Annotated in this window: 15 protein-coding genes; 10 read left to right on the forward strand and 5 right to left on the reverse strand. The window is 57.7% G+C overall.

Going from position 1 to position 18,207, the window contains the following annotated elements; translation table 11 throughout:
* Positions 1–88 precede the first annotated feature (88 nt).
* Together pntB and pntA are read right to left on the reverse strand one after the other, a co-directional pair.
* Complete coding sequence (gene pntB, locus DTA24_RS15740) at positions 89–1,477, reverse strand: Re/Si-specific NAD(P)(+) transhydrogenase subunit beta (protein WP_012541888.1); 1,389 nt, start codon at positions 1,475–1,477, stop codon at positions 89–91.
* A gap of 10 nt (positions 1,478–1,487) precedes the next feature.
* Entirely contained in the window at positions 1,488–3,017 is a 1,530-nt protein-coding gene (gene pntA, locus DTA24_RS15745; protein WP_032700976.1) for a Re/Si-specific NAD(P)(+) transhydrogenase subunit alpha, read from the reverse strand.
* Positions 3,018–3,538: 521 nt separating this feature from the next.
* Here pntA and ydgH point away from each other — a divergent pair.
* The 3 genes from ydgH (at position 3,539) to folM (ending at position 6,808) form a co-directional block, all read left to right on the forward strand.
* Positions 3,539–4,489 (forward strand): DUF1471 family protein YdgH, encoded by a 951-nt coding sequence (gene ydgH, locus DTA24_RS15755; RefSeq protein ID WP_008805066.1) that lies wholly within the window; start codon positions 3,539–3,541, stop codon positions 4,487–4,489.
* A gap of 177 nt (positions 4,490–4,666) precedes the next feature.
* On the forward strand, positions 4,667–6,049 hold the full coding sequence (locus DTA24_RS15765) for an amino acid permease (protein WP_008805067.1): 1,383 nt from the start codon (positions 4,667–4,669) through the stop codon (positions 6,047–6,049).
* 36 nt (positions 6,050–6,085) lie between these two features.
* On the forward strand, positions 6,086–6,808 hold the full coding sequence (folM, locus tag DTA24_RS15770) for a dihydromonapterin reductase (RefSeq protein ID WP_012541894.1): 723 nt from the start codon (positions 6,086–6,088) through the stop codon (positions 6,806–6,808).
* Here the strand turns inward: folM and DTA24_RS15775 are convergent.
* Entirely contained in the window at positions 6,805–7,140 is a 336-nt protein-coding gene (locus DTA24_RS15775; protein ID WP_008805069.1) for a GlpM family protein, read from the reverse strand. The two genes, folM and DTA24_RS15775, sit on opposite strands and share 4 nt — an antisense overlap.
* A gap of 128 nt (positions 7,141–7,268) precedes the next feature.
* Between DTA24_RS15775 and rstA the strand changes: the two genes are divergently transcribed.
* The 5 genes from rstA to tus all read left to right on the forward strand — a co-directional run bounded on the left by rstA (position 7,269) and on the right by tus (position 11,774).
* Positions 7,269–7,991, forward strand: a complete 723-nt coding sequence (gene rstA, locus DTA24_RS15780; RefSeq protein ID WP_008805070.1) for a two-component system response regulator RstA — start codon at positions 7,269–7,271, stop codon at positions 7,989–7,991.
* Between the two features lie 252 nt (positions 7,992–8,243).
* Positions 8,244–8,606 (forward strand): hypothetical protein, encoded by a 363-nt coding sequence (locus DTA24_RS15785; RefSeq protein WP_008805071.1) that lies wholly within the window; start codon positions 8,244–8,246, stop codon positions 8,604–8,606.
* Positions 8,607–8,850: 244 nt separating this feature from the next.
* Positions 8,851–9,225 carry an SDR family NAD(P)-dependent oxidoreductase gene (locus DTA24_RS15790; RefSeq protein WP_012968337.1) on the forward strand — a complete coding sequence of 125 codons (375 nt, stop codon included), beginning with the start codon at positions 8,851–8,853 and terminating at the stop codon, positions 9,223–9,225.
* A gap of 240 nt (positions 9,226–9,465) precedes the next feature.
* Positions 9,466–10,767 (forward strand): two-component system sensor histidine kinase RstB, encoded by a 1,302-nt coding sequence (gene rstB, locus DTA24_RS15795; RefSeq protein ID WP_008805073.1) that lies wholly within the window; start codon positions 9,466–9,468, stop codon positions 10,765–10,767.
* A gap of 74 nt (positions 10,768–10,841) precedes the next feature.
* A complete protein-coding gene (gene tus / locus DTA24_RS15800) occupies positions 10,842–11,774 on the forward strand; it encodes a DNA replication terminus site-binding protein (RefSeq protein WP_032735479.1) in 933 nt (310 codons plus the stop codon).
* Here tus and fumC read toward each other — a convergent pair.
* Complete coding sequence (gene fumC / locus DTA24_RS15805; protein ID WP_012541897.1) at positions 11,764–13,164, reverse strand: class II fumarate hydratase; 1,401 nt, start codon at positions 13,162–13,164, stop codon at positions 11,764–11,766. The genes tus and fumC overlap by 11 nt on opposite strands.
* Positions 13,165–13,501: 337 nt before the next feature.
* Positions 13,502–15,148, reverse strand: coding sequence for a class I fumarate hydratase FumA (gene fumA / locus DTA24_RS15810; RefSeq protein WP_043875365.1), 1,647 nt, complete (start codon positions 15,146–15,148; stop codon positions 13,502–13,504).
* Between the two features lie 201 nt (positions 15,149–15,349).
* Between fumA and manA the strand changes: the two genes are divergently transcribed.
* Positions 15,350–16,528, forward strand: coding sequence for a mannose-6-phosphate isomerase (gene manA / locus DTA24_RS15815; RefSeq protein ID WP_008805077.1), 1,179 nt, complete (start codon positions 15,350–15,352; stop codon positions 16,526–16,528).
* An 87-nt stretch (positions 16,529–16,615) separates the two neighbouring features.
* A complete protein-coding gene (locus DTA24_RS15820; RefSeq protein WP_117138221.1) occupies positions 16,616–18,175 on the forward strand; it encodes a YdgA family protein in 1,560 nt (519 codons plus the stop codon).
* Positions 18,176–18,207: the final 32 nt, after the last annotated feature.

Genomic DNA, 18,207 nt, shown 5'->3' on the forward strand with positions numbered 1-18,207 from the left:
GAACAATTCCAGGCATCTCTCCGCATATAAAAAAGCCGTCTCACAGGAGACGGCTTATAAACAAACGTTGTAAAACAAGCGTGCTACATTACAGCGCTTTCAGGATCGCATCGACGCTGGCTTTCGCATCCCCAAACAGCATATGGGTGTTCTCTTTGAAGAACAGCGGGTTCTGTACGCCGGCGTAGCCAGTGTTCATCGAACGCTTAAAGACCACCACGTTCTGCGCTTTCCAGACTTCCAACACTGGCATACCCGCGATAGGGCTCTTCGGGTCGTCCTGCGCCGCCGGGTTGACGGTGTCGTTGGCGCCAATCACCAGCACGGTGTCGGTATCGCTGAAATCATCGTTGATCTCATCCATCTCCAGCACGATGTCGTAAGGCACTTTGGCTTCCGCCAGCAGCACGTTCATATGCCCCGGCAGACGCCCGGCCACCGGGTGAATACCAAAGCGTACTTTGATACCCCGCGCCCGCAGCTTCTCGGTAATTTCTGCCACCGGATACTGCGCCTGGGCCACCGCCATACCGTAGCCAGGGGTGATGATCACCGACTGCGAGTTTTTCAGCATCTCCGCTGTCTCTTCCGCGCTAATCTCGCGATGTTCGCCCACTTCTTCATCGCCGCCGCTGGAAGACCCATCGGTGCCGAAGCCGCCAGCAATCACGCTGATAAAGGAGCGGTTCATCGCCTTACACATAATGTAAGAGAGGATGGCACCGGAAGAACCCACCAGCGCGCCGGTGACGATCAGCAGGTCATTGCTCAGCATAAAGCCCGCTGCCGCTGCCGCCCAGCCCGAGTAGGAGTTGAGCATGGAAACCACCACCGGCATATCCGCGCCGCCGATAGAAGCCACCAGGTGCCAGCCGAAGGCCAGCGCGATCGCGGTCATCACCAGCAGGCACAGGACCTGGGTACCAGTGCTGTCGGCGCGAACAAAAATCACCATCAGCACGAAGGAGACCACCAGCGCCGCCAGGTTCAGCTTATGGCGATTGGGCAGCATCAGCGGCTTCGAGGAAATTTTGCCGCGCAGTTTACCAAACGCCACCACCGAACCGGTGAAGGTGACTGCACCGATGAAGATGCCGAGGAACACTTCGGTCAAATGGATATTGACCAGAATCTGCTCCATCCCGGTTTCATGCTGCAGGTAGCTGTTAAAACCCACCAGCACCGCCGCCAGGCCCACGAAGCTGTGCAGGATAGCCACCAGCTCCGGCATCTCGGTCATCTCGACCTTTTTCGCCAGACGAATACCGATCGCCCCACCGATCACCATCGCGAGGATGATCCAACCGACGTTGCCGGCGTCCGGCCCCAGAATCGTGGCGATCAGGGCGATAGCCATCCCGGCGATGCCGAAATAGTTGCCCTGCTGCGACGTTTCGTGTTTCGACAGACCCGCCAGGCTGAAAATAAACAGGATTGCGGCAACAATGTATGCAGCTGTAACTAATCCACCAGACATGTGCTACCCCTTATCCTTTGCGAAACATTTTCAGCATGCGCTGAGTCACGGTAAAACCACCGAAAATATTAATGCTGGCGATCAGTACCGCGATAAAGCTCAGGAAGCTGACCCAGCCCCCGTGGCCTATCTGCAACAACGCACCAACAACGATAATGCCCGAAATCGCGTTCGTCACCGACATCAGCGGCGTATGCAGCGCATGTGAGACGTTCCATACCACGTAGTAACCTACTACGCAGGCCAGCGCGAAGACGGTGAAATGGCCAAGAAACTCTTTTGGCGCGACGTTCGCCAGCCAGCCGAAGAGGATAATCGCCAGCGCTATCAGGGCATATTTACGCCATGGGGACACCGGTTTTGCCGCTTCTTTCGGCGCTTCCACTTTTTTCGCTGCAGCCTGCGGCTGAGCGGAGACCTGAATCGGCGGCGCCGGCCAGGTGATTTCGCCTTCGCGCACTACGGTCACGCCGCGCACCACCACGTCATCGAAATCGATAACAATGTTGCCATCTTTCTCTTTGCACAGCAGCTTCAGCAGGTTAACCAGGTTGGTACCGTAGAGCTGGGAAGACTGGGTCGGCAGACGGCCCGGCAGATCGGTGTAACCAATAATTTTCACGCCGTTGCCGGTGGTGACCACTTCGCCGGGCACGGTGTACTCACAGTTACCGCCATTTTGCGAGGCGAGGTCGACCACCACGCTGCCCGACTTCATGGAGTCGACCATCTCGCGGGTGATCAGTTTCGGTGCCGGTTTACCCGGAATTAACGCCGTGGTGACGATGATATCGACATCTTTCGCCTGGGCGGCGAACAGCGCCATTTCGGCCTTAATAAAGGCCTCAGACATCACCTTGGCGTAGCCGTCGCCGCTGCCGGCTTCCTCTTTAAAGTCCAGCTCGAGGAACTCGGCGCCCATACTCTGCACCTGCTCCTTCACTTCCGGACGGGTATCGAAGGCGCGGACGATAGCGCCCAGGCTGTTGGCGGCGCCAATCGCAGCCAGACCGGCCACCCCGGCGCCGATGACCATCACCTTCGCGGGCGGAACTTTGCCTGCCGCCGTAATCTGTCCGGTAAAGAAACGGCCGAATTCATGGGCCGCTTCCACGATTGCACGGTAGCCGGCAATGTTTGCCATTGAACTGAGCGCATCCAGCGACTGGGCGCGAGAAATACGCGGCACCGAATCCATCGCCATCACGTTGATATTACGGGCCGCCAGTTTTTCCATCAGCTGCGGGTTTTGCGCAGGCCAGATAAAACTTATCAGCGTGGTTCCCGGATTCAGCAGTGCAATTTCATCGTCATTTGGAGCATTGACCTTGAGGATGACGTCAGACTGCCACACCTCGTTGCCCGTGACGATCTCAGCCCCTGCCTGGGTAAAGGCGGCATCGTCAAAGCTGGCCAGTTTCCCGGCACCGCTTTCTACCGCGACGCTAAAGCCGAGTTTAAGCAATTGCTCAACGGTCTTCGGCGTGGCGGCGGCCCGGGTCTCCTGGGCTAGCCTCTCTTGTGGTACACCAATACGCATAGTTTTCCCTTCCATCGGTTTTTGATGATGGTTTACTTTTCTGACCAACAACGACAAGACGGCGAAATCTTCCTCGCCATCTTCCGCTGTCTGCAAAATGAAACAGTAACAAACTTTTTATAACCTACTGAAAATAGCGATTGTGATCTACAGCGATAAAACAGAAATTTTGATTTTATTGCTTATTGTCAGCACAGATGGTTCCGGGCAGCAATATTTACCTGAATTTCTCACTCAGGCCTGATAATCCGCTTATCCAGCGTGATAAAACGCCATTTATCGCCATTGGGATCATTGTATTAACATTACGTTAACTAATAAAAGTGGTATCGATTATCGTTTTTGCTGGTCAAGCGGCTGTTTTTTCAACATATCGAAAAATGTTATCTTTCCGTAGTATACGATTCGGGCGGCAAGCAAAAAATGACGCAGACAGTCACAACGATTAAATGCAATAATCAAACGTTTTCAGTCAACAACAACACCAGTATATGGTTTGCGCAAGGCAAAGGATTATTTTTATGAAGCTTAAAAACACCCTCCTGGCGTCTGCTCTCCTGACAACCGCCACGTTGTCTGCCCATGCAGCGACCGAGTTGACCCCGGAGCAGGCGGCTGCGCTGAAGCCCTACGATCGCGTTGTCGTCACCGGCCGGTTTAATGCCATTGGCGACGCGGTACAGGCGGTATCGCGTAAAGCCGACAAAGACGGCGCGGCCTCATTCTATGTTGTCGACACGTCGGACTACGGCAATGGCGGCAACTGGCGCGTCACGGCTGACCTCTATAAAGACAACGCGCCGCAAGCGGATGCGCCGAAAAATCGCATCATCAATGGCGTGGTAGAACTGCCGAAAGATCAGGCCGTGACGCTGATGCCTTACGACACTGTCACCGTTCAGGGCTTCTATCGCAGCCAGCCGGAAGTCAATGATGCCATCACCAAAGCGGCAAAAGCGAAAGGCGCCTATGCGTTCTTTATCGTGCGCCAGGTGGATGCCAACCAGGGCGGCAACCAGCGCATTACCGCTTATATCTATAAAAAAGATGCTGAAAAACGCGTGCTGCAGAGCCCGGACGCCATCCCGGCAGACTCTGACGCCGGTCGCGCGGCGCTGGCCAAAGGCGGTGAAGCCGCGAAAAACGTGGAAATCCCGGGCGTCGCCACCACCGCAGCTGTAGGCTCAGGCACTGGCGTCGGTCGTTTCTTCGAGACCCAGTCTTCCAAAGGCGGGCGTTACACTGTCACGCTGCCGGACGGCACCAAAGTGGAAGAAGTGAACAAAGTGACCGCGGCGCAAATGGTGCCGTTCGATAATATCCAGTTCACCGGCAACTACGGCAACATGACGGAAATCTCCTATCAGACGGCGAAACGCGCGGCGAAGAAAGGGGCGAAGTACTACCACATCACCCGTCAGTGGCAGGAACGCGGCGGCAACATCACCATCAGCGCTGATTTGTACAAATAATCACTGCTGGCTGGCTAAAAAGGCGGCGCAATGCCGCCTTTTCATTTTTTTTCATCCCCCGCCATTGCATGGCTCCCGGACACTCCGTAAAATCCCGCGCCTTAGCGCAATCCTCCATTTTTATGCGATTTCGCAAAATAAATATTCTGGAACAGCCATTTTCACCTCGGGAATGCAATGGAAAAGAAACTGGGCCTGAGCGCCCTGACCGCCCTGGTCCTTAGCTCAATGCTCGGCGCTGGCGTATTCAGTTTGCCGCAAAATATGGCTGCCGTAGCCAGCCCCTCCGCTTTGCTTATCGGCTGGGCCATCACCGGCGTCGGGATCCTGTTCCTCGCCTTCGCCATGCTGCTGTTAACCCGCATTCGCCCCGACCTCGACGGCGGGATCTTCACCTACGCCCGCGAAGGATTCGGTGAGCTGATTGGCTTCTGTTCCGCCTGGGGATACTGGCTCTGCGCGGTGATCGCCAACGTCTCCTATCTGGTCATCGTCTTTTCGGCGCTCAGTTTCTTCACCGATACCCCTGAGCTGCGCCTGTTTGGCGATGGCAACACCTGGCAGTCTATCGCTGGCGCTTCGGTTTTGCTGTGGGTTGTCCATTTTCTGGTCCTGCGCGGCGTGCAGACGGCGGCGGGGATTAACCTGGTGGCCACCCTCGCCAAACTCCTGCCGCTGGGCGCGTTTATCGCGCTCGCCGCCCTGGCCTTCCAGCTGGATACGTTCCGCCTCGATTTCCGCGGACTGGCGCTGGGAATTCCCGTGTGGGAGCAGGTTAAAAACACCATGCTGATCACCCTGTGGGTGTTTATTGGCGTGGAAGGTGCCGTCGTGGTTTCTGCCCGCGCCCGACACAAGCGCGATGTCGGTCGCGCAACGCTGCTGGCGGTGCTCTCCGCCCTCACGGTCTATCTGCTGGTCACCCTGCTGTCGCTGGGCGTGGTGCCGCGCAGCGAACTGGCCGGCATGCGTAACCCGTCGATGGCGGGACTGATGGTCAACATGATGGGTTCGTGGGGAGAAATCGTGATTGCGGCGGGCCTGATCGTGTCGGTGTGTGGCGCCTACCTGAGCTGGACGATTATGGCTGCGGAAGTGCCTTTCCTGGCCGCCACTCATAAAGCTTTCCCGCGCCTGTTTGCCCGCCAGAACCGCAACAATGCCCCGTCCGCCTCGCTGTGGCTGACCAATATCAGCGTTCAGGTATCGCTGGTGCTGATCTGGTTGACCGGGTCGGACTACGGCACCCTGCTGACCATCGCCTCAGAGATGATCCTCGTCCCCTATCTGCTGGTCGGCGCCTTTCTGCTGAAAATCGCCACTCGCCCGCTGCACAAAGCGGTGGGTATCGGCGCCTGCATTTATGGCTTATGGTTATTATACGCGTCGGGCCCTGTGCATTTGCTGTTGTCGGTGGTACTTTACGCTCCGGGTCTTCTGGTCTTTTTGTACGCTCGACGTACGCACCAGCACGATCGTTCGCTCAAACGCCGCGAATTGGCGCTAATTGGTTTATTGCTGGTTGCCGCTGTGCCGGCAACGTGGATGCTGGTGGGGTAAGCGCTCGCCCTGCCGCAGAACGCATAGGAGATACCCATGGCTGAACAACAGCCCCGCCCGGTTCTGATCACAGGAGGAGGCCGCCGCATCGGTCTCGCGCTGGCACACCATTTTCTGCTGCAACACCAGCCGGTCATCGTCAGCTATCGCACGCCCTATCCGGCGATCGATGGCCTGCGCGACGCGGGCGCCCTCTGTCTGCAGGCTGATTTCAGCAGCGACGACGGCATACTCACCTTCGCCGAAGCGGTCAAGTCGCACACCAGCGGCCTGCGCGCCATCATCCACAACGCCAGCGACTGGATGGCGGAGAAGCCGGGGGTTGCGCTGAGCACAGTGATCAACCGCATGATGCAGATCCACGTCCATGCCCCCTATCTGCTCAACCACGCGCTGGAGGATCTGCTGCGCGGCCACGGCCATGCCGCCAGTGATATTATCCATATTACCGATTACGTCGTGGAGCGCGGCAGCGATAAACATATCGCCTACGCCGCCAGCAAAGCCGCGCTGGACAATATGACCCGCTCCTTCGCCCGCAAGCTGGCGCCGGAGATCAAGGTCAACGCCATCGCCCCGTCGCTGATTATGTTTAATGAGGGTGATGACGAAGCCTATCGTCAGCAGGCGCTGGATAAATCGCTGATGAAAATCGCCCCAGGAGAAAAAGAGATTAGCGACCTTATCGACTATCTGTTTACCAGCCGCTACGTCACCGGCCGGTCATTCGCCGTCGACGGCGGCCGCCCGCTGCGCTAGTGGAAGTGGTTCCAGCCCAGGATTAACAGCCAGGCGCATAGCCCCCAGCATCCCACCGCGCCTGCCAGCGCCAACGGCAGGCGCATGATCCCGGTGAAATACCACAGCGATACCAAATAGACAAAATAGGGAATAATCGACCACATGCCGAACACGATGGTGGCGCGCAGGGCTTCAATACCGCGCTCGCTGGCGACGATATAGTGGGCGATGAGCGCAAAGGTAGGAAACAGCGGGATCAGCCCGGCGAGAGCGTAATTTTTCGTTTTTGCCAGCACGCCAATCAGCACCACCACCAGCGCACCCAGCAGCCCTTTGATTAACAGCCCCATGTCCTTATGCCTTAACATTGAATCAACAAGTTAGCGCAGCATAGCGGAAATAGCGCTGTTTATAAAAGAGTAATGGCGGGTAAAATAGACGCAGTGTATGTTACTTCTTTTACTGATGTGCAATAGACATGAATAAAATCGTTTTTGTTGAGGATGACCCTGAGGTTGGGGCGCTGATCGCCGCCTATCTCGGCAAGCATGATATGGAGGTGGTGGTCGAGCCTCGCGGCGACCGCGCAGAGGACGTGATCGCGCGGGAGAAACCGGACCTCGTGCTGCTGGACATTATGCTGCCCGGCAAAGACGGGATGACGCTCTGCCGCGATCTGCGCGGGCAATGGCAAGGGCCCATTGTCCTGCTGACCTCACTCGACAGCGACATGAACCATATCCTCTCCCTGGAGATGGGCGCCAGCGATTATATCCTGAAAACCACACCGCCAGCGGTGCTTCTCGCGCGACTGCGTCTGCATTTACGCCAGCATATCGCTCCGGCGGGCGCCGGCGCCGGTACCCCGGCAACGCTCACGCCGCACAAAACCATCTCCTTTGGTTCGCTGACCATTGACCCGGTCAACCGCCAGGTGCTGCTTGGCGGAGAAAACGTCGCATTGTCGACGGCCGATTTCGATCTGCTGTGGGAACTGGCCACCCACGCCGGGCAAATTATGGACCGCGACGCGCTGCTGAAAAATTTACGCGGCGTCACCTACGACGGGATGGATCGCAGCGTTGACGTGGCTATCTCCCGCCTGCGCAAAAAACTGCTCGACAACGCCACGGAGCCCTATCGTATTAAGACCGTTCGCAACAAAGGCTACCTGTTCGCCCCACACGCCTGGGACAACTAAGCTTCTCCCGCGGCCCTGCGAGGGGCCCGTTTTATGGCGCACTCCCCGACAGTAACCACCTCAACTTTTACTGCTTAGGGCAACTGCGCGGGTTTCCCTCTGCGCGCCCGCTGCCCGCTGCGAATTAGTCATATTGCGTAAATCAATAGATTTAGCCGTACAGTTCCCCATCACATAAGCCTTCAATATGATTGTGCTCAAGGACTTACTGTTATCAGAGTGGCATAAAGCCTGAAAACACAGGACTTTTGCATGATGAAATACGTTGTACTTTTGGCACTCTCACTCTTCACTTCACTCTCTGGTTGGGCTTTTTCCCTCGACAACGCCGATATTCGACTCCTCTGTCCACAGCGCGGGCAAATCGAGGTGATCCTCCACCGCTATGAACATACCCAGCAATCCTGGGGACAGCATCACTTTGAAACGGGAGGCGGCCACGTTCGCCAGGGACCGCTGCTGGTGATCCCGTTTGCCAACCTCGATCAGATGATTTACCACCAGACCACCGGCGAATTTGCTTACTGGTATGCCAAAACGGAAAAGCTGGTGCGCTGTCGTCTGCTGAGTCTGACGACCCTCTATCCGGTGGATATTCCCTACTTTCGCGAGTAGCGATACCCCGCTCAACGCTCCAGGGTAATGCAGGTCTGGTGGTTATAATTAATTTGTGACAACGTCACTAATTCAGATATTCCCGGCCGATATCATCCCGGATGACGCGACCTATACCGGGTATACCGGCGCCACAAAGATGGCAAAGCGCAACACGCCGGGCCCCCAAAGATGGTCGTTTTACAATAAATTTTCATTGTTCTAGTGTGAGTTAACTCAACACTCACGCGGTACGGGAGAGACAATGGGACGGTTCTCAGGTAAGAAAATTGTGATTACAGGGGCGAGCAGCGGTATTGGTCTGGCGGGGGCAATGCGCATTATTGATGAAGGGGGCGAAGTGATGCTGACCGGACGCCATCAGCAAAAACTGGCGTCGTTACGCACATTGCTGCCCGAGCGCGCCTGGTTTCTTCAGAACGATGGCGCGAAACCTGAGGCAGCACATGCCCTCGCCGAGTCTGTAGAATCATTTGGCATGCTGGATGGCCTGTGGCTGAACGCCGGGCAGCTCGCCTTTTCTACGGTGGAAAATACCACCGAAACGCAGTTCGATACCATCATGGCCAACAACGTCCGTTCCCAGTATGTGGTGGATGGCGGACTGCTGCGCTTATAAGGGCTCCGTCATTATTTATGCGTAAGGGATGTTGTCAGTGAGGGTGAACCCTGCTTTGATAGCGCATTAAACCGGGCGTGAAACGTAGAAGTGATTTTGCGGTATATTCTGCCGTGACAAACGCCCTGGACTGCGGTCTGGTTTCGTTCCTGCATCACCGCTTTAGCGGAAAGACACATACCACACCGCGCCATGAAGGCAAAAGATAGGTAATTAACATTCTGATTTAAGTGAGATTTAATGAAAAAGCTGTTTGTGCAGTTCTATCTTTTGCTCTTCGTTTGCTTTCTGGTAATGACCATGCTGGTCGGTCTGGTCTATAAATTTACCGCTGAGCGCGCCGGACGACAGTCGCTGGACGATTTGATGAAAAGTTCGCTGTATCTGATGCGCAGCGAGCTGCGGGAAATTCCGCCGCGCGACTGGAGCAAGACGCTCAAAGAGCTGGATCTGAACCTGTCGTTCGATCTGCACATCGAACCAATGAGCAAATTTAAGCTGTCGGAAAGCTCGATGCAGCACCTGCGCGCCGGCGATATTGTCGCGCTGGATGACCAGTACACCTTTATTCAGCGTATTCCCCGCAGCCATTATGTGCTGTCGGTGGGCCCGGTGCCTTATCTCTATTTTCTGCATGAAATGCGCCTGCTGGACGTGGCGCTGATGGCGTTTATTGCTATCTCGCTGGCCTTTCCGGTGTTTATCTGGATGCGTCCGCACTGGCAGGACATGTTGCGCATTGAAACCGCTGCCCAGCGCTTTGGCGAGGGCCACTTCAGCGAGCGCATTCATTTTGACAGCATGTCCAGCTTTGAACGGCTCGGCGTGGCCTTTAACCAGATGGCCGATAACATTAACGCCCTCATTGCCAGTAAGAAGCAGTTGATTGACGGTATCGCCCATGAGCTCAGGACGCCGCTGGTCCGCCTGCGCTACCGTCTGGAGATGAGCGAAAACCTCACCGAGGCGGAATCGCAAGCGCTGAACCGCGATATCGGCCAGCTGGAGGCGCTGATTGAAGAGCTCCTGACCTACGCCCGCCTCGACCGCCCGCAGACGGAACTCAGCCTGACGACGCCTGACTTTCCCGCCTGGATCAGCGATCACGTCGAGGATATCCAGATGGTCAACCCGCAGCGCGAGGTCGCTCTGGCGACGCTGACCCACGGCAACTACGGCGCGCTGGATATGCGGCTGATGGAGCGGGTACTGGATAATCTGGTGAATAACGCCCTGCGCTACAGCACCCAGCGGGTGGCGGTCAGCCTGACCCTGCAGGGTCCGCGCGCGTCGCTGCAGGTCGAGGATGACGGCCCGGGAATCGCTCCCGAAGAGCGCGAGCGGGTGTTTGAGCCCTTTGTCCGTCTTGACCCCAGCCGCGATCGGGCGACAGGAGGTTGTGGCCTCGGCCTGGCGATTGTGCACAGTATTGCCCAGGCGATGGGCGGTGACGTACGCTGTGAGGCCAGCCCTCTCGGCGGCGCCCGCTTCTGCTTTAGCTGGCCGGTTTATCATCAGTTGCCCGATTTTACCTCTGCCTGAATAAAACTTGCGCAGCGGCCGCGCGCTGCGTATGCTGTAAAAATCAAATAGTATGTTGTAACTAAGGTGAAATGATGGCCAGCTACGATCTTGTTGAACGTCTGAATGATACCTTTCGCCAGATCGAGCTGGAGCTGCAGACGCTCCAGCAGGCATTAAGCAGCTGTCGGCTGCTGGCGGCCAGGGTATTTGAACTGCCGGCGGTCAGTAAGGATGCCGAGCACGATCCGCTGGCCAACATACCGGTGGTGCAGCACAGCGGCAAGGCGGCGCTGGCCCTCGCCCTGCGCCACTTCAGCCATCTGTTTATCCAGCAGCAGTCGGAAAACCGCAGCAGCAAGGCCGCCGTCCGCCTGCCAGGGGCTATCTGCCTGCAGGTCACCGCTGCGGAGCAGCAGGATCTGCAGGCGCGCATTCAGCATATTAACGCCCTGAAGGCTACCTTCGAGAAAATCGTCACCGTCGATTCTGGCCTGCCCCCCACTGCCCGTTTTGAATGGGTGCATCGCCACCTGCCGGGCTTGATCACCCTCAGCGCCTACCGCACGCTGACGCCCCTTATCGACCCCAGCACCATCCGCTTCGGCTGGGCCAATAAACACGTGATCAAGAACCTGACCCGCGACCAGGTATTGATGATGCTGGAGAAAAGCCTGCAATCACCGCGAGCGGTGCCGCCGTGGACCCGTGAGCAGTGGCAGAGCAAGCTTGAGAGGGAGTATCAGGACATCGCCGCCCTGCCGCAGCGGGCGCGGCTGAAAATCAAACGGCCGGTGAAAGTGCAGCCGATTGCCCGCGTCTGGTACGCCAGCGAGCAGAAACAGGTGCAGTACGCCTGCCCCAGCCCGCTGATCGCGCTGATATCCGGCAGCCAGGGGGTCAGCGTCCCGGATATCGGCGAATTGCTGAACTATGACGCCGACAATGTCCAGTACCGCTACAAACCGGAGGCGCAGTCGCTGAGATTACTTATCCCGCGCCTGCACCTCTGGCTGGCTAGCGAGTAGCCAGGCTGCCAACCATCTCCTCAGGGCGCACCCAGCTGTCGAATTCGGCTTCCGTCAGGTAGCCCAGCGCCAGCGCCGAGGCTTTGAGGGTCAGCCCCTCATGGTGGGCTTTTTTAGCGATTTCCGCCGCCTTGTCGTAGCCGATATGGGTATTCAGCGCAGTGACCAGCATCAGCGACTCATTGAGCAGCTGGCTGATCCGCTCGCGATTCGGTTCAATACCCACCGCACAGTGCTCGTTAAAACTTGCCATGCCGTCCGCCAGCAGACGCACCGACTGCAGGAAGTTGTGGATGACCATCGGGCGATAGACGTTAAGCTCAAAGTTGCCGGAGGCGCCACCGATATTCACCGCCACGTCGTTGCCCATCACCTGGCAGCAGACCATGGTCAGGGCTTCGCACTGGGTTGGGTTAACCTTGCCGGGCATAATCGATGACCCTGGCTCGTTTTCCGGGATGGCGATTTCGCCAATGCCGCAGCGGGGGCCGGAGGCCAGCCAGCGGACATCGTTAGCGATTTTCATCAGGGACGCCGCCAGGCCTTTCAGCGCGCCGTGGGCATGGACCAGGGCATCCACAGTGGCCAACGCTTCGAATTTGTTTGGTGCGGTGACAAATGGTTGTCCGCTGAGCGACGCCAGCTCTGCCGCCACCCGCACGGCATACTCCGGATGGGTATTCAGCCCGGTTCCTACCGCCGTCCCGCCCAGCGCCAGCTCGGCAAGATGCGGCTGACTGGCTTCGATGTGCTTCAGGCTATGGTCCAGCATCGCCACCCAGCCGGAGATCTCCTGGCCTAACGTGAGCGGCGTGGCGTCCTGCAGATGGGTGCGGCCGATCTTGACGATATCCCTGAAGGCTACCGCTTTTTCATTGAGCGTCGCCCGCAGCGCCTGCAGCGACGGGATCACTTTTTCCCGCAGGGCAATCAGCGCCGCGACGTGCATGGCGGTGGGGAACACGTCATTTGAGCTCTGGCTCTTATTCACATCGTCATTGGGATGAATTTTTCGCGCCATCCCCCGTTCACCGCCCAGCAGTTCACTGGCGCGGTTGGCCAGCACCTCGTTCATATTCATATTGCTTTGGGTGCCGGAGCCGGTCTGCCAGATAGCCAGCGGAAACTCCTGCGCGTGCTTTCCGGCGAGGACTTCGTCAGCGGCAGCGACGATCGCCCCGGCTTTCTCCGCCGTCAGCAACCCGAGATCCTGATTAACCTTCGCCGCCGCCCGCTTGGTCAGCGCCAGGGCGTAAATCAGCTCCCCGGGCATTTTTTCGCTTGATATGCGGAAATGCTCCAGCGAGCGCTGGGTCTGGGCGCCCCAGAGTTTATCGGCCGGGACGTCGATGGCGCCCATCGAGTCTTTTTCACTGCGATGCGTTGTCATTACTTTCTCCTTGGATTCAAAGTGCGTCATAGCGACAAAGCTCACCTGCTTAAAAGACTAAGTATTGGCCAGATTTATAAGTTGTTTTGGTGGTTCGTGCCGCGAAGCGACATAAAAAAACCGCCCGAAGGGCGGCCCAGACCGCTGACAAAATGCAATCGTCGGGATTGCCCGGCGGCGCTGCGCTTGCGCGGGCCTACAGAGAATTGCCTAACTATTTAATATTGCTGTTTTTCGCAGGCCGGGTAAGGCGAAAGCCGCCACCCGGCAGAAAGGCGATCACAATAACGAAAACCGGTTTGTCATCGGCCAGAGCCGCCCCGAAGGGCGGTCTGGGTTACTTCACGCAGCGGGCGCACTGCGACGTCTGGATCTGATGGAAGAAGTCATTGCCTTTATCATCGACGAGGATAAACGCCGGGAAATCCTCCACTTCAATTTTCCAGATAGCCTCCATACCCAGCTCCGGATACGCCACGCACTCGAGGCTGCGGATGCTCTGCTGGGCCAGTACCGCCGCCGGGCCGCCGATACTGCCGAGGTAGAAGCCGCCGTGTTTGTGGCACGCGTCGGTGACCTGCTGGCTGCGGTTGCCTTTCGCCAGCATGATCTTGCTCGCGCCGTGCGACTGCAGCAGATCAACGTATGAATCCATGCGCCCTGCGGTGGTCGGTCCCAGAGAGCCGGAGGCATAACCGTCCGGTGTCTTGGCCGGACCGGCATAGTAGATCGGGTGATCTTTGACGTACTGCGGCAGTGCTTCACCGCTGTCGATAAGCTCCTTCAGCTTGGCGTGAGCGATATCGCGGGCCACGATAATAGTGCCGCTCAGCGACAAACGGGTGGACACCGGGTACTGTGACAGCAGCGCCAGGATCTCGCTCATCGGCTGGTTAAGATTCACCTTCACCGCTTCGCCTTCCCCGGCCTGGCGCAGATGCTCAGGGATATATTTCCCCGGATTGCTCTCCAGCTTCTCGATCCAGATGCCGTCGCGGTTGATTTTGGCTTTGATGTTGCGGTCGGCGGAACAGGAGACGCCCATCCCTACCGGGCAGGAAGCGCCGTGACGCGGCAGACGGATCACCCGGATATCGTGGGCGAAGTATTTCCCGCCGAACTGCGCGCCGAGGCCAAGGTTCTGCGCTTCCAGCAGCAGCTCCTGCTCCAGCTGAATGTCGCGGAACGCCTGGCCATGCTCGTTACCTTCGGTCGGCAGGCCATCGTAGTATTTGGTGGAGGCCAGCTTGACGGTTTTCAGCGTCGCTTCCGCCGAAGTCCCGCCGATCACAAAGGCGATATGGTACGGCGGACAAGCGGCGGTCCCGAGGGTGCGCATCTTCTCAACCAGATAGTTTTTCAGCTTCGCCGGGGTGATCAGCGCTTTGGTTTCCTGGTACAGATAGGTTTTGTTCGCCGAACCGCCGCCCTTGGCGATGCAGAGGAATTTGTACTCATCGCCATCGGTAGCATAAAGATCGATCTGCGCCGGCAGGTTGGTACCGGTGTTAACCTCTTTATACATATCCAGCGGCGCGTTCTGCGAGTAGCGCAGGTTGTCCTGGATATAGGTGTTGTACACACCCTGCGCCAGAGCGGCTTCATCACCGCCGCCGGTCCACACGCGCTGGCCTTTTTTACCCATGATGATCGCGGTGCCGGTGTCCTGGCAGGTGGGCAGAATGCCTTTGGCGGCGATATCCGAGTTGCGCAGGAACTGCAGGGCGACGTATTTGTCGTTTTCGCTGGCTTCCGGGTCGTTAAGGATATCCGCCACCTGCTGCTGATGCGCCGGGCGAAGCATAAAGGAGGCGTCGTGGAAAGCATGCTGCGCCAGAAGGGTCAGCGCCTGAGGGTCGACTTTTAGCACTTCCTGGCCGGCAAATTCGGCGACGGAGACGTAATCACTGCTGAGGAGATAATACTCGGTGTCATCCTTTTTGAGGGGAAAAGGATCCTGGTAAACAAACGGTTTATTCGACATTGTACTCTCACTTACTGCTTTGGCTGATTATGTTTCAGGCAGGGACTCCATGTGCCTGTAGAAAAGCGAGTCGATCAATCTTACACAATTTTTTAACAAAAACTGAGACAGGGACGACTTTTTCTTTCAGCAGTTGCTTCTCCACGGTTTACTGGTTTAATAGAGCGATAATTTTTACTTTGATTGATACAGGGAATGAGAATGCAAAAGCTGATCAACGCCGTACAGAACTACGCATGGGGAAGCCACACCGCTTTAACTGAACTGTATGGCATTGCCAACCCGGACAACCTGCCGATGGCGGAGCTGTGGATGGGGGCGCATCCGAAGAGCAGCTCGCAGATCCTGGCGGCCGACGGCCAGCCGCGTTCGCTGCGCGAGGTGATTGACGCGGATAAAACCGCCCTGCTCGGCGACAAGGTTGCCGCCCGCTTTGGTGAGCTGCCGTTCCTGTTTAAAGTGCTGTGCGCCGCTCAGCCGCTCTCTATTCAGGTCCATCCCAACAAGCAGGCCTCGGAAGAAGGTTTCGCCCGCGAGAACGCCGCCGGCATCCCGCTCTCCGCCGCCGAGCGTAACTATAAAGATCCAAACCACAAGCCGGAGCTGGTTTTTGCCCTGACGCCGTTCCTGGCGATGAATGCGTTTCGCGAGTTCAGCGAGATTGTCACCCTGCTGCAGCCGGTGGCTAGCGCGCATCCGGCGATTGGCGCCTTCCTGCAGCAGCCGGACGCGACTCACCTGAGCCAGCTGTTTGCCAGCCTGCTCAATATGCAGGGTGAGGAAAAAGCCAAGGCGCTGCAGGTGCTGCGCGACGTACTGGCCCGTGAACAGGGCGAACCGTGGCAGACTATCCGTCTGATCGCGGAATTCTATCCGGACGACAGCGGCCTCTTCTCGCCGCTGCTGCTGAACGTGGTGAAGCTGAACCCTGGCGAAGCCATGTTCCTGTTCGCCGAAACGCCGCATGCCTATCTGCAGGGGGTGGCGCTGGAGGTGATGGCCAACTCGGATAACGTACTGCGTGCCGGTCTGACGCCGAAATACATTGATATTCCTGAGCTGGTCGCTAACGTCAAGTTCGAAGCCAAACCGGCGGGTGAGCTGTTGACCCAGCCGCAGCAGCACGGCGCAGAGCTGGACTTCCCGATCCCGGTGGAAGATTTTGCCTTCTCGCTGCACGACCTCTCCGCCGAGGCCAGCGATCTGGCTCAGGCGAGCGCGGCGATTATTTTCTGCGTCGACGGCGAAGCCGTACTGCACAAAGGTGACCAGAGCCTGACGCTCAAGCCGGGCGAGTCGGCTTTCGTGGCCGCCAACGAATCACCGGTGCAGGTCAGCGGACGCGGCCGCGTGGCGCGCGTGTTCAATAAGCTCCAGTAAGTGACTGACCTTTCAGGTCGCGCTTACTGAATGATGACAACTCAGCCAGGCGGTCTCTCCGCCTGGCTTCATTTATGGACAAATGCTATGAAAAAATCGCTGGTCGCAGCAGGCATCATCGTGGCGCTGGGCGTGGTATGGACAGGCGGCGCCTGGTACACCGGCAAACAGCTGGAAGGCCGGATCGCCGATATGGTGCAGCAGGCTAACGCGCAGCTACGCAGCAGCGCGCCGGAATCAGGTCTGGAGCTGAGCTATCAGGATTACCGGCGCGGGCTGTTCAGCAGCCATCTGCAGCTGGTGGTTAAGCCGATCGCCGGTCAGGCCAACAGCTGGCTGGCCACCGGACAGAGCGTGGTACTTGACGAGGTGGTCGATCATGGACCCTTCCCGCTGGCCTCATTAAAAACCTTTAATCTGGCGCCGGCGATGGCCTCGGTCCACACCACGCTGGTGAAAAATGATGCCAGCCAGGCGCTGTTCGAGATCGCCAAAGGCAACACTCCCTTTACCGTCGATACACGCATCGCCTACAGCGGCGACAGCCAGTCGGCGATCGTGCTCAATGCCCTCGACTATGCCAAAGGTGATGAGAAAGTCACCTTCAGCGGCGGTCAGTTCCAGCTCGACGCCGACCGCGACGGCAAAAACATCAGCCTGAAAGGCCAGGCCGGCAGCGGGCAGATCGATGCGCTCAACGAATATAATCAGAAGGTACAGTTGCGCTTCGTCAACCTGACCACCGACGGCGCCACCGAACTGGCCAGCTTCAACGAACGTATCGGCCAGCAAAAAATGACCCTCGATAAACTGGCCATCAGCGTCGAAGGCAAAGAGCTGGCGCTGGTTGACGGGATGGCGCTGGACGGCGGCTCGACGCTGACCCAGGACGGCAAAGGCGTGAACAGCCAGGTGAACTACACCGTGAACAGCCTCAAGCTGCAGGGGCAGGATATGGGCAGCGGCAAACTGACGCTGAAAGTGGATAATGTCGACGGTCAGGCGTGGCACCAGTTTAGTCAGCAGTACAGTGCACAGTCTCAGGCGCTGCTGGCAAAACCGGAACTGGCGCAAAACCCGGAACTGTACCAGCAGGCGTTAACCGAAACCCTGTTCAATGCGCTGCCGATCCTGCTTAAAGGCAACCCATCGGTGACCATCTCGCCGCTGAGCTGGCGCAATGCCAAAGGGGAAAGTACCCTGAATCTGTCGGTTCTGCTGAAGGATCCGGCCCAGGTGACCACCCCACCGCAGACCCTGGCGGACAGTCTGGATCGCGTGGTGCAGTCCCTTGACGGCAAGGTGGTGATCCCGGTGGATATGGCGACGGAGTTGATGACCAAAATCGCCGGTCTGGAAGGTTACCAGCCAGCCGATGCGGCCAAACTCGCCGATCAGCAGGTCAAAGGCCTGGCGGCGATGGGCCAGATGTTCCGCATCACCACCATGGAAGATAACGCCATCAGCAGCAGCCTGCAGTACGCTAACGGCCAGGTGACGCTGAACGGACAGAAAATGCCGCTGGAGGATTTTGCCGCGATGTTTGGTCTGGAAGCGCCTGCTCAACCGGACGCGGCGCCGCAGGAAGGCCAGCCGCAACAGGATGACGCCGCTCCTCAGCAGGACGACGCCGCCCCGCAGCCGTAACTTATCGTCTCAGGAGACGGCCATCGCGCGCC

The sequence above is a fragment of the Klebsiella sp. P1CD1 genome, assembly GCF_003790505.1.
Lineage (GTDB): Bacteria > Pseudomonadota > Gammaproteobacteria > Enterobacterales > Enterobacteriaceae > Klebsiella > Klebsiella variicola.

Excerpts from the sequence above, each read along its gene's own strand:
- tus (WP_032735479.1), top strand. The coding sequence starts at position 10,842 with ATGGCCAGCTACGATCTTGTTGAACGTCTGAATGATACCTTTCGCCAG.
- manA (WP_008805077.1), top strand. The coding sequence starts at position 15,350 with ATGCAAAAGCTGATCAACGCCGTACAGAACTACGCATGGGGAAGCCAC.
- rstA (WP_008805070.1), top strand. The coding sequence starts at position 7,269 with ATGAATAAAATCGTTTTTGTTGAGGATGACCCTGAGGTTGGGGCGCTG.
- DTA24_RS15775 (WP_008805069.1), bottom strand. The coding sequence starts at position 7,140 with ATGGGGCTGTTAATCAAAGGGCTGCTGGGTGCGCTGGTGGTGGTGCTG.
- DTA24_RS15785 (WP_008805071.1), top strand. The coding sequence starts at position 8,244 with ATGATGAAATACGTTGTACTTTTGGCACTCTCACTCTTCACTTCACTC.
- ydgH (WP_008805066.1), top strand. The coding sequence starts at position 3,539 with ATGAAGCTTAAAAACACCCTCCTGGCGTCTGCTCTCCTGACAACCGCC.
- fumA (WP_043875365.1), bottom strand. The coding sequence starts at position 15,148 with ATGTCGAATAAACCGTTTGTTTACCAGGATCCTTTTCCCCTCAAAAAG.
- folM (WP_012541894.1), top strand. The coding sequence starts at position 6,086 with ATGGCTGAACAACAGCCCCGCCCGGTTCTGATCACAGGAGGAGGCCGC.
- DTA24_RS15790 (WP_012968337.1), top strand. The coding sequence starts at position 8,851 with ATGGGACGGTTCTCAGGTAAGAAAATTGTGATTACAGGGGCGAGCAGC.
- DTA24_RS15820 (WP_117138221.1), top strand. The coding sequence starts at position 16,616 with ATGAAAAAATCGCTGGTCGCAGCAGGCATCATCGTGGCGCTGGGCGTG.
- fumC (WP_012541897.1), bottom strand. The coding sequence starts at position 13,164 with ATGACAACGCATCGCAGTGAAAAAGACTCGATGGGCGCCATCGACGTC.
- pntB (WP_012541888.1), bottom strand. The coding sequence starts at position 1,477 with ATGTCTGGTGGATTAGTTACAGCTGCATACATTGTTGCCGCAATCCTG.
- pntA (WP_032700976.1), bottom strand. The coding sequence starts at position 3,017 with ATGCGTATTGGTGTACCACAAGAGAGGCTAGCCCAGGAGACCCGGGCC.
- DTA24_RS15765 (WP_008805067.1), top strand. The coding sequence starts at position 4,667 with ATGGAAAAGAAACTGGGCCTGAGCGCCCTGACCGCCCTGGTCCTTAGC.
- rstB (WP_008805073.1), top strand. The coding sequence starts at position 9,466 with ATGAAAAAGCTGTTTGTGCAGTTCTATCTTTTGCTCTTCGTTTGCTTT.